Consider the following 12,401-nt stretch of genomic DNA (forward strand, 5'->3'; position numbering starts at 1 on the left):
AACCACGGATACCTATTAATAATAGGTATATTGAAGAAAATAACAGAAGTAAATTTTTCATGACACAACAACAATTACCACAAGGAGAATTAGTTCTCCGTACCTTAGCAATGCCTGCCGATACAAATGCTAATGGTGATATATTCGGTGGGTGGCTAATGTCACAAATGGATATTGGCGGCGCAATTCTAGCAAAAGAAATCGCGCTTGGCCGTGTTGTTACTGTCGCCGTCAATGGGATCACGTTCCAAAAACCAGTCTCGGTTGGCGATGTAATTTGTTGTTATGCGCATTGCATAAAAACAGGTAATACTTCTATCACCATAAATATTGAAGTATGGGTTAAGAAAGTTGCTAGTGAGCCAGTAGGTCAACGCTATCGAGCCACAGAAGCGATTTTCACTTATGTTGCGGTTAATGAGGATAATTCTCCTCGTTGTTTACCTGAAGATAAACGTCATTACCAGTTATCTAACTCCAATAATGCAACTGCCTCTTGAGCACTTTTAATAGGCCAATTTAACTTGGCCTTTAAACAAGTTTTATAGTCAAACCAATTTAAGAAAGATTAATTGAACCATCAATTTTGAAGAGGAATGTCTTTTTTAATCCCTTAGCCGGAATTTTTTCATAATACCAACGATTCATCGCGCGCTTAACTTCCCTTTCGAACATACCTCTAGGTGATGAATCAACTACTTCAAGATTAACAACTCTGCCATTTTCATCAATATCATACAGAACATTTACATAGCCTTCTTTACCCAATTTGCGAGCGCGATCTGGATAATCTGGATGCTGAATTCTTAATGCCTTAGGACCATCTATGGCAATGGATGATGAATCCATTGGGCTAGCCTGCTGATGGTTATTAACCCCAACATTATCATTGCTTACTACATTAGCTTGTTGTTGATTTGGCTGTTCAACAATAGTTTTTTTAATATGCTGTTCTAATAACTGCTTAGATTTAGGATTTTGTTCAGCAATTAACTTTTTCTGCATAACCTTCTTTTTCATAGGTAATGCCATTGTGGGTTCAACATCAGACTCTATTTTAGGTTGTATAACCGCTTCTGGCTCATTAACAGCGACATTAACCGACTTGCTAATACCATTAGGTGCAGCCAAGGTGACCATCGCTACTGACATAGATTCAGTTGTCGAAGCTGATAACGTTGGCTGTAGTAAAAACCAAGATATTGCTAACGAAGCATGAAGAAATAATGATAAGCCAATAAATGAAGCCGAACGAATCCAACGCATGAGAAAATTCTTTCTTAAATTAAGCAAATTAAGTAAGTTGTATTCTAAATGCAAATAGCAATCATATTCAATAAGGATAGCCTGCTAAGATTAAAAAAGTATCTTGCAGTCGATAAGATTAGGCAGTGATCGAGTTTCTAATTAACAATATCAACATAACAAGCTGCAAAAATTAACCAATCATTAATACATTTATTCATTTAAAATAACCGAGCTTAACATTTGTGGTGTAAAATAATAAATGACTAGTTGATCTGACAAATTATGACGCATACATCTAGCGTAAAAAAATATAAAAATATTTTAAATATTCATAAAATACATTAAATTACTTTCACTTAAGCTAAAAATCATACTTTTAATATTCATAACAAATTTTATTTTGCTATAGTGAATAACCAGATAATCAAGAGTCTTCATTAACTCTAAGATAGGAACATCTTTGCCTATGGCAACCGTCTATATATTATTAAACTGGGCTTTACTTTTTCTATACTGGCTAATGATCGCCACGGTTACTATACGCATTTTATTAAAACGACGCCCGGTTACTTCTGCCCTAACCTGGCTATTGATTATTTATATCATTCCATTAGTTGGCGTTATTGCATATCTGGCTTTTGGTGAGTTACACCTTGGCAAACGACGAGTAATGAAGGCAAAGGGTATGTGGCCTTCAGTGGAAACCTGGCTAGAAAAACTCAAACAATCTAAACATATTTTTTGTAAAAGTTATAGCCGAGTGGCTGAACCTTTATTTGAACTATGCGAAAAAAGACAAGGAATTGGCGGCGTTAAAGGTAATAAAATTCAACTTTTAACCAATTATCAAGATGCTTTGACTACCATTATTCGCGATATTAACTCAGCTCATTACAATATCGAAATGGTATTTTATATTTGGCAAGACGGAGGATTAGTTGATGAGGTTACAGAAGCTCTGATTAATGCAGCAAAACGAGGTATAAAATGCCGAATTATGATTGATTCCGCCGGTAGCTGGTCTTTTTTTCACAACCATCAACCGAAAAAAATGCGAGAAGCTGGAATAGAATTAATAGAATCATTAAAAGTAAATTTGTTCCGCTTTTTTCTGCGTCGAATGGATCTCCGTCAACATCGAAAAATAATTATTATTGATAACTATATTTCCTATGTTGGTAGTATGAATATGGTTGATCCTCGCTTTTTTAAGCAAAATGCCGGCGTGGGACAATGGATAGATATTGTCGTCCGAATGGAAGGACCAGTTTCCACAACACTTGGCATTGTTTACGCCTTTGATTGGGAAATGGAAACCGGTCAACGCATTCTTCCTCCTCCTCCCGATACCAATATTATGCCATTTGAACAAGCGAGTGGTCATACAACCCAAGTTATTGCGTCAGGACCTGGTTTTCCAGAGGAATTAATTCAGCAATCTCTAATAACGGCTATTTTTTCTGCACGTAAGCAACTGATCATTACCACCCCTTACTTTGTTCCCAGTGATGATCTAATTCATGCTATTTGCACTGCAGCGATGCGAGGTGTTGAAGTGTTAATGGTGATCCCTAACCGGAATAACTCTTTTTTAGTTCGTTGGGCAAGCCGGGCATTTTATTCTGAGCTATTAGAAGCCGGCGTTAAAATTTATCAATTCAATGATGGGCTTTTGCACACTAAAAGCCTATCGGTTGATGGTGAATTAAGCTTAATCGGTTCTGTTAATCTAGACATGAGAAGCCTTTGGCTTAATTTTGAGATAACTGTTGTTATTGATGATAAAAGTTTTGGTAACGATCTAATATTAGTTCAATACGACTACATTGCTCGCTCTACGCCTTTGATGCAAAAGAATTGGAATAAACGCCCATTATGGAACCGTGTTATTGAACGTATTTGCTATTTTTTTAGTCCGTTATTGTAATATTTTTATAGAATGATCAGGTTTTAAAATTATTTTTATTAAATTAAACCAATGCCATTAAATCAACGAATAACATTTGTTTCCATAATTGTCAGTTAGCGATATTGATATATACATCTTAGTTATAAAAATAAGCTAATTTTTATAACTAATGGTGTACACAGTTAATTACCTAATTATTAAATTAGGCAAATCAAAGTATAATTTATATTTATATGCATCATAATCAAACGGATCACTAACAAAAATGCTTCAATTTCAAATCACCCTATTAGATCTAAACTAAAATCGATATCGCTATCTTAGCAAAAAAACGTTTTTTAACCTTTTGAATTTAGTTTTATAATGAATTAATAATCTTAAAAAGTTATAACTATTAGATAAATAAAATAATTAATATAGCTTTTATAACAATATCAATATCCAAAAATTTATCAATAAATCATCAGGATCCCTGAGTTAAGATATTATTGCTAGTTTAAAGTAATCCAGGAAAAACCGATTTAGTCCCTGTAATGATAAACTCAATCCCAAGTGACATTAACAATAATCCCATAATACGCGTAATAACATTAATGCCCGTTTGTCCTAAATACTTAACTAGAATTGTTGCTGAGCGAAAAAGTAACCAACAACTCAAAGCAAAAAAGATACAAGTTAACGATAGACCAACTAAATTTTGCCATCCCTGCCAACGAGAAGACCAGACAATACATGAACTGATTGCGCCAGGCCCAGCCATTAATGGTAGTGCTAAAGGAACAACCCCAATACTCTCACGAATAACACTTTCTGATTTTTCTTGTTTATTCTGCTTATCTTCACCTATTCGACCGCTGATCATAGACATAGCAATGGCCGCAATAACTATTCCGCCAGCAATACGAAAAGAATCAATAGAAATACCAAATAGTTGTAAAAAAACCTCACCTACCAATAACGAAATACATAAAATAATTGCCACAGAAAAATTAGCCACTAAATTTGTTCGATTTCTTTCTGTCACAGATTGATAATTAGTCATACTAATAAATACAGGCAAAATTCCTATCGGATTAACTAACGCAAAAAGCGCTAAAAAAAACTTAATATAATTAGGAAGATCCAGTAAAGTACCAACCACAATTGAGTCCCTCAATCAAATATTAACGCTTAGCTAAAAATTAATTACTCATAACAAATAATATTTAGCTGATGCAGGAAAAACACTTTATCTTAGCGTAGCATACTTATCTAGCTAAAATTCAAAAACTAAATCCAATAACAAAATAAGTTTCAAAATTAGCGGGTATACGAAATTTTGTTAACTTAACTTTTCGCTATTCACTTATATTGCTAATTGAAATTATCCTTATATATCTTATTACTGAATTGATTCAGTATGCACTTTTTTTGATAAAGATCACTTTAGCGCTATTTATAAATGGTAAGCTATATATCTATTGAGTACTCATAAATATAATGAGCGTTTTATTTTATTTTTATAATGGAATTTTTTTAAGTTAATTAGCTTATTAAAAGCTAACCAGCACTTATATAAAATATGTCATTTCATATTTAATTATATTGCTCCTAATCTAGGCTAATTGACTAAAAAAATTTAACATTTTATTAGGAGTAACCATTATGTCTGTAACTAATGTTACTGAACTCAATGAACTTGTCGCCCGTGTTAAAAAAGCACAACAAGAATTTGCTAATTTTACTCAGGCACAAGTTGATAAAATCTTTCGTGCTGCTGCTCTGGCTGCTGCTGATTCTCGCATTCCGTTAGCAAAATTAGCAGTTGAAGAATCAGGTATGGGAATTATAGAGGATAAAGTGATTAAAAATCATTTTGCTTCGGAATATATTTATAATGCCTATAAAGATGAGAAAACTTGTGGTGTTCTGTCAGAAGATCTTACTTTTGGTACTATGACAATCGCAGAGCCTATTGGCTTAATTTGCGGTATTGTTCCAACAACCAATCCTACTTCAACAGCCATTTTTAAATCTTTAATTAGCCTAAAAACCCGTAATGGTATTATTTTTTCCCCTCACCCTCGCGCTAAAAAAGCCACTAACAACGCCGCCAAAATTGTTTTACAAGCTGCTGTCGCTGCGGGTGCACCAAAAGATATCATTGGCTGGATCGATGAGCCCTCAGTCGAGCTTTCAAATGCATTAATGCACCACCCAGATGTTAATCTTATCTTAGCAACTGGTGGGCCGGGTATGGTAAAAGCAGCTTATAGCTCAGGAAAACCTGCCATAGGTGTAGGTGCAGGCAATACACCTGTAGTTATTGACAGTTCTGCCGACATCAAACGTGCAGTTGCTTCAATTTTGATGTCAAAAACCTTTGATAATGGTGTTATTTGCGCGTCAGAGCAATCGGTTATCATTGTGGACGAAATTTACAATCAAGTGCGCGAACGTTTTGTCACTCATGGTGGCTACTTATTAAAAGGTAAAGAGCTTAAAGCGGTACAAAATATTATTTTAAAAAATGGTAATTTAAATGCAGCTATTGTTGGTCAACCTGCGGTAAAAATTGCTGAATTAGCCGGTATAAAAGTACCACTAAACACTAAAATTTTAATCGGGGAAGTAAAAGATACCGATGAGAGCGAACCTTTTGCCCATGAAAAACTCTCGCCATTACTTGCCATGTACCACAGTAAAGATTTTGCTGATGCCGTTGCAAAAGCAGAAAAATTGGTTGAGATGGGAGGTATTGGTCATACTTCATGTCTTTATACCGATCAAGACAATCAAACTGAGCGAGTTAATTATTTCGGCGAAAAAATGAAAACTGCCCGTATTTTAATTAATACTCCGGCATCGCAAGGTGGGATCGGTGATCTTTATAATTTTAAATTGGCTCCGTCATTAACATTAGGATGCGGCTCCTGGGGTGGAAATTCCATTTCTGAAAACGTGGGTCCTAAGCACCTAATTAATACTAAAACGGTAGCGAAAAGAGCAGAAAATATGTTGTGGCATAAACTTCCTAATTCTATTTATTTTCGTCGTGGTTGCCTACCCCTAGCGCTGGAAGAAATTGCTACTGATGGGGCTAAGCGGGCTTTTATCGTTACTGACAGTTACTTATTCAATAATGGTTATGTTGATGAAGTCGTTAATGTATTGAAAGCTTATAATGTAGAAACTGAAGTCTTTTTTGAAGTTGAAGCTGATCCAACGTTGAGCATTGTACGTAAAGGTGCCGCTTTAATGCATACCTTTAAACCAGATGTGATTATCGCATTAGGTGGCGGTTCTCCTATGGATGCAGCTAAAATCATGTGGGTAATGTATGAACATCCTGAAACCCATTTTGAAGAGCTTGCTTTACGTTTTATGGATATTCGCAAGCGGATCCATAAGTTCCCTAAAATGGGTGTTGAAGCCAAAATGGTCGCCATCACCACAACATCAGGTACCGGCTCTGAAGTCACACCATTTGCTGTTGTTACTGATGATGCTAGCGGTCAAAAATACCCCTTAGCCGATTATGCAATTACACCAAATATGGCTATTGTTGATGCAAATCTTGTTATGCATATGCCTAAATCCCTTACTGCATTCGGTGGACTCGATGCGATTGTTCATTCATTAGAAGCCTATGTTTCAGTTCTTGCAAGTGAATACTCTGATGGACAAGCGTTGCAAGCTTTAACACTGTTAAAAGAATATTTGCCAGCAAGTTATCTAAATGGGTCAAAGGATCCGATTGCTCGCGAACGAGTGCATAATGCAGCAACTATTGCTGGAATTGCTTTCGCTAATGCCTTTTTAGGTGTTTGCCACTCAATGGCACATAAATTAGGATCCGAATTTCATTTACCTCATGGTTTAGCTAATGCCCTGCTAATTGAAAATGTCATTCGTTATAATGCTAATGATAATCCAACGAAGCAAACAGCATACAGCCAATACGATCGTCCTCAAGCTCGTCGTCGCTATGGTGAAATTGCTGATCATTTAGGACTAACCTCATCGGGTGATCGTACGGCCAACAAAATTGAAAAACTCCTTAATTGGTTAGCAACACTTAAAACTGTACTTGGTATTCCTAAATCTATTCGTGAAGCCGGAGTAGCAGAAAAAGATTTCTTAGCAAAAGTTGATAAGTTATCTGAAGATGCCTTTGATGATCAATGTACCGGTGCAAACCCTCGCTTTCCTCTGATTGCTGAACTTAAACAAATTATGTTGGATTCTTACTATGGTAATAATTTTACCGAAGAGAAAAATATATTTCTGCCTGCAGAGGAAAAAAGTCATCGAGTAAAAGAATCTATTTAATAGACATTTTATTTGTAACCATTTATTTAATAATTAGCACTGAATATATATTCGGTGCTTTTTTAATCTCAAAATATTTTATCGATCCTTATTTGAAAATAATTTAAAACCAAAATAGTTATTTTAGGTAATTAATTTTCATTTAAGAATAATAATCTAATAAAGGAAATCAAATTTATTTAAATGGAACAATTGAAAAAGGTTTTTCGCCTGCCTCAATACTTTTAGTGTGATTAATTGCATCCATATAATGTTTACGGCAAACTGAAATATATTTCTCATTGCCGCCAATTTCAATCTGCTCTCCCTGATAGACTGCAAGTCCATTATCATCTAATCGCAAAACCCTACTTGCTTTACGTCCACAATAACAAATTGTTTTTAGTTCAATAAGCTTATCTGCCCAAGCTAACAAATAGTGACTGCCAATAAATAACTCACCACGAAAATCTGTTCTTAATCCATAACACAGAACCGGTATGTTGTCATAATCAACGATTTCACAAAGCTGACTAACTTGCTCTTTAGTTAAAAACTGACACTCATCAACAAGTACACAATGAATTTTTTGATAGCTATTTTTTTCTTTTATTAATCTTCCCATATCTGTCCGTTGTGAAAATAATAGTGCATCCGCAACTAAACCAATTCGGGACGTTACTTTACCTTGAACAAATCGCGTATCAATTTCAGCGGTGAAAATAAGCGTATTCATTCCCCGTTCATTATAATTGTATGAAGACTGTAGTAGTGAAGTTGATTTACCCGCATTCATTGCTGAATAATAGAAATAAAGCTGAGCCATTAGCCCTTTCCTCTTACCTATTTAGACAAACATTTTGAAAGTTTACCACATACATTATCAAACATTATTCTTCATTTCATTTGATTATAAATATTGATAACTAACATAACAGATTTTTTAGTAATGTTTATAGTCATGAAAAAGTCAGTATGTTTAAATGCCACTTTCTACAAACAACGTCTTTATTTTAACAGAGTATGTGATAAGAAAAGATTATTAATAGCTAGCATTCATCATAAAACATAGATACCTAGCAGTAATAACTCAACAAAAGCTTAATAAGCAAACTCTTTTACACATATTAAGTTAAAATTTAGTTTATGTTACATACCATAAAGTTGAATAAAAATAAAAAACATCGTCTTTACATATGAATGAAATTCAAATATAAAAGCAATACTATCATTTTCGTATAGACTTTTAAGTATCCTCGGTATCTAATATAAGATATATAATATTTTCTAGTAAAAGCTTATATTGCTTTTGCAAAGAAGTTTAAGTTTAACAAAACAATAAATTTAACCTTATTTTGTAACTTCACTATTGCAGAAAATAAAATAGCATTCTATTATTAGTAGACATCAGCCAACATTCATTTTAATTCGAGACCAGGAAAATGAGCGATTCATTGAAATATTTTAAATCATTAAATAACATTCGTACCTTACGTGCTATAGCAAGAGAAACACCGTTAGAATCATTGCAAGAAATATATGATAAATTCAAAACCGTTGTAGAAGATCGAATCGAAAGTGATAAACAAGAGAGAGCTCAATTAGAAGTTCATAGTCAAAAAATTGCAAAATATATTAAATTACTTGAAGGGGAAGGACTCAGTCTAGATGATCTAGTTACTGCAAAGGCTCCTTCAAAAACATCCAGCCGTACTAAGCGCGCTGCAAGACCAGCTAAATATCAATATAAAGATGAAAATGGTGAAATTAAAACCTGGACCGGTCAAGGTCGTACACCAGCTGTCATTAAAAAAGCGATGGAACAAAAAGGTAAAAAATTAGACGATTTTTTAATCTAAGTGTTCTTTCTCTACTTTAAAAATACCCTTTATATAAAGGGTATTTTTATTACACATATTATTAACATTTATCATACAATAAATAACCGACCTTAATAAAGCCTAATAAATATCAAAAGTAAAAATTCCTGCTGTATAAAATAACATTAATAATACTTAAATACATTTACTTAATCGCTACCTTTTACTAATAGCTAACGTATACCTTCCCCTTAATAAAGATGTCTATATCAAAATATACAACTGCAATTAATATAAATATTTTGTTATCAACGATACATCATGTTATGTAAATTTTTGTCATCTAAACATTTCAAATTATTCCTATCAGAAATAGTATCGTTGATTTTTATTGTCATAAACTCATGCATTCAATGTTCATTATTAGATTACTCTATATTTATTTTGTTAGTTAGGTTGTTAAATTTCATTCTATTCATTATGAAAAAATTTACTATAGAAATAATAAACAGATTAGCTTATGAACAAAAAATAAATAGCTAATATGATGCATGCTAAATCAATTAAATATAATTACTATACTTTTCTATCATAATTATGATCAGTGTTAGTGTAAATATTATTGATAAAAAATCGTTTACTTACATAAGAAAATTTAACAAGCTGCAAAACGATATATGAACTGCATAAATCAAATTATTATTATTTGAAATAGTATGTAATATCTCCATTTATACAACATGTTACTCTAGCTACAAAATCAATAAAACTGTTTTCAATTTCATGTATAAATAGGACTTGTTAAAATAAATATATAATAACAAGCAGGCAATATTTTATATAAAAACCATAGGGATTTTTTATTGATTTGAGTCAAATTTATTGATAATTAGCAATCTAAGATATTTTTTTTATCCAAGCAAAAAATTCGTCACCGAAAGATTCGTGCCGGATACCATATTCAACAAATGCTTTCATATAACCCAATTTATTACCACAATCATGGCTCTTACCCTGTAAATGATAAGCCTCAACGGGTTCACTTTCTATTAACATTTCAATCGCATCGGTTAATTGAATTTCATCACCCGCACCCGCTGGGGTTTTCTCTAATAAAGCCCAAATTTTCTCTGACAATACATAACGGCCAACAATAGATAAATTAGATGGCGCCTCGTCAATTTTAGGTTTTTCTACAACACCTTTAATAATTTTGCTTTCACCAGGTTTTAATTCATAGCCGTCACAGTCCACAACACCATAATTAGATACAAATTCTTTTGGTACCGGTTCAACAAGAATTTGGCTAGCTGACGTTTCATGATAACGTTTGAGCATCGCCGTCAAATTATACTGTTTCAAATCAGATGAATATTGATCGATAATTACATCAGGTAAAACCACAGCAAAAGGTCCATCCCCTACCAATGGTTTGGCACATAAAATGGCATGCCCAAGCCCTTTTGCGATACCTTGCCTCGTTTGCATAATTGTGACATGACTTGGGCATATAGATTGTACATCATTTAATAATTGCCGTTTGACTCGCTTTTCCAAAATTGCTTCTAATTCAAAACTGGTATCAAAATGGTTTTCTATTGAATTTTTTGAAGAATGGGTGACTAATATAATTTCATGAATACCGGCAGATATACATTCATTCACGACATACTGAATAAGGGGTTTATCCGCCAAAGGCAACATTTCTTTAGGAATCGCTTTCGTGGCAGGCAACATACGAGTTCCCAATCCAGCGACAGGAATAACTGCTTTGCTCACTTTTTTTTCCGCTTTTTTTAGTTGCATTTTTTCTTCCAAGTTACTTATATACAATATGCTAATGAAATAAGACAAATAGATTTTCAACAACTTATGTGGCGAGTATAGCAGTAAAATGTACCAAATAAATAGCGAACTAGAGAAAATTGGCCTAGGTTAACAATCCTGTGAAAAGTAACTAATTATAATATTTCTACCAATGAATTAAACATTAATGTCAGTCGATGTTTATGATTCCATACTTTACATTGCCAATCTGTACCCTTTTCTATTATTTGTTGATAAGCCATTGGTTGTAAGCTACCTAATGGCATATTTGATGATAATTTGACTTCTTTATTCTCTGTTTTTAGTTTTACATTAAGTCCGGCTGAAGCTAATACAATTGTTTTGCTTTCAGTGTGAAAATAGCCTAACAAAATTGGAAATTGTCCTTTAATACCTAAATCTATTAATAAAGTATTTATTTGCTCAAGCATTTCACTAATATTAAATAATCTGTTGGCTTGGCTATTAAGATAGGTTTGCAATAATTCATTAAATGCAACTCTAAGTAATAATGCAGCCATAACACCATCACCCGCTGAATACTCAATATCAAGGCAATAAAAACCTATTTGTTTATCAGAAAGTTCTGCTAAATCAAATATTAATCCAATTTTATTAATATCTTTTAGTTGCCGATAATTAATTTTATAATTTGCCAATGTTTGATTTACTTTAGGCTGCAGCTCTAGTAAAACTGGCAAAATATCATTTTTTTCGTGTTGTATCATTTGCTTAATATGAGAAAGTTCAGCAGATAAACGGGTTGTTGTTTCTACAATATCTGGATACAAATTGCGTATAATTGTTTCTCTGACGTCATCAAAATCAACAATCGGCTTTAATAAAGCATCTTTTACACCAAGTCGAAGCATTCTATCTAAATCACTGATTCGATTTGTGCCTGAAATAACAATCACTGGAATTTTACACTTCATTTCCACTAGTTTATGCATTAAAGTTTCACCACTCATCACGGGCATACTTAAATCACATAGAATCAAATCAAGATGCTCAACAGCATTAATAATATCTAACGCCTCCTGCCCATTACTGGCTGTATAAGTAATCACATCAAATGATTTAAGGTAATTTCTCAGTACAGAACGAAAAACCACCTCATCTTCTACAATTAATATTTTCTTCCCTTTCATATGCCAGCCTTACATAACATAAAATGCCATTGACGATATTATCTTTTTAGAAAATAGTACTTATGATAGAACAAATATTTTACGGATTTACACTTAAAGTTATATATTTTTTTGTATTGAAATATATAATTATTTTTTCACTTATTGGAATCAATT

The 12,401-nt window shown here is 33.2% G+C and carries 9 protein-coding genes; 4 read left to right on the top strand and 5 right to left on the bottom strand.

Annotation, left to right across the window (positions count from 1 at the left end; all coding sequences use genetic code 11):
- Nucleotides 1-59: 59 nt before the first annotated feature.
- Nucleotides 60-500 carry an acyl-CoA thioester hydrolase YciA gene (gene yciA, locus H1X92_RS09600; RefSeq protein ID WP_180559930.1) on the top strand — a complete coding sequence of 147 codons (441 nt, stop codon included), beginning with the start codon at nucleotides 60-62 and terminating at the stop codon, nucleotides 498-500.
- Nucleotides 501-558: 58 nt separating this feature from the next.
- Here yciA and H1X92_RS09605 read toward each other — a convergent pair whose 3' ends face one another.
- Nucleotides 559-1,266, bottom strand: coding sequence for a TonB family protein (locus H1X92_RS09605; protein WP_180559931.1), 708 nt, complete (start codon nucleotides 1,264-1,266; stop codon nucleotides 559-561).
- Between the two features lie 448 nt (nucleotides 1,267-1,714).
- Here H1X92_RS09605 and cls point away from each other — a divergent pair, with 448 nt between their 5' ends.
- Nucleotides 1,715-3,175, top strand: coding sequence for a cardiolipin synthase (gene cls, locus H1X92_RS09610; protein ID WP_180559932.1), 1,461 nt, complete (start codon nucleotides 1,715-1,717; stop codon nucleotides 3,173-3,175).
- A 478-nt stretch (nucleotides 3,176-3,653) separates the two neighbouring features.
- On the opposite strand, the gene H1X92_RS09615 is transcribed toward cls, so the two are convergent.
- Nucleotides 3,654-4,298, bottom strand: a complete 645-nt coding sequence (locus H1X92_RS09615) for a YchE family NAAT transporter (protein ID WP_180559933.1) — start codon at nucleotides 4,296-4,298, stop codon at nucleotides 3,654-3,656.
- Between the two features lie 503 nt (nucleotides 4,299-4,801).
- Between H1X92_RS09615 and adhE the strand changes: the two genes are divergently transcribed.
- A complete protein-coding gene (adhE, locus tag H1X92_RS09620) occupies nucleotides 4,802-7,468 on the top strand; it encodes a bifunctional acetaldehyde-CoA/alcohol dehydrogenase (protein ID WP_180559934.1) in 2,667 nt (888 codons plus the stop codon).
- Nucleotides 7,469-7,643: 175 nt separating this feature from the next.
- Here adhE and H1X92_RS09625 read toward each other — a convergent pair whose 3' ends face one another.
- Nucleotides 7,644-8,273 carry a thymidine kinase gene (locus tag H1X92_RS09625; RefSeq protein WP_180559935.1) on the bottom strand — a complete coding sequence of 210 codons (630 nt, stop codon included), beginning with the start codon at nucleotides 8,271-8,273 and terminating at the stop codon, nucleotides 7,644-7,646.
- A gap of 616 nt (nucleotides 8,274-8,889) precedes the next feature.
- Between H1X92_RS09625 and H1X92_RS09630 the strand changes: the two genes are divergently transcribed.
- Nucleotides 8,890-9,306: an H-NS family histone-like protein gene (locus tag H1X92_RS09630; protein ID WP_180559936.1), complete on the top strand. Its 417-nt coding sequence runs from the start codon at nucleotides 8,890-8,892 to the stop codon at nucleotides 9,304-9,306.
- Nucleotides 9,307-10,164: 858 nt separating this feature from the next.
- Here H1X92_RS09630 and galU read toward each other — a convergent pair.
- Complete coding sequence (gene galU / locus H1X92_RS09635) at nucleotides 10,165-11,073, bottom strand: UTP--glucose-1-phosphate uridylyltransferase GalU (protein WP_180559937.1); 909 nt, start codon at nucleotides 11,071-11,073, stop codon at nucleotides 10,165-10,167.
- Nucleotides 11,074-11,228: 155 nt separating this feature from the next.
- Nucleotides 11,229-12,245: a two-component system response regulator RssB gene (gene rssB / locus H1X92_RS09640; RefSeq protein WP_180559938.1), complete on the bottom strand. Its 1,017-nt coding sequence runs from the start codon at nucleotides 12,243-12,245 to the stop codon at nucleotides 11,229-11,231.
- Nucleotides 12,246-12,401 lie beyond the last annotated feature (156 nt).

This window comes from Arsenophonus endosymbiont of Apis mellifera, assembly GCF_903968575.1.
In the GTDB taxonomy this organism is placed as follows: Bacteria; Pseudomonadota; Gammaproteobacteria; order Enterobacterales; family Enterobacteriaceae; genus Arsenophonus; species Arsenophonus apicola.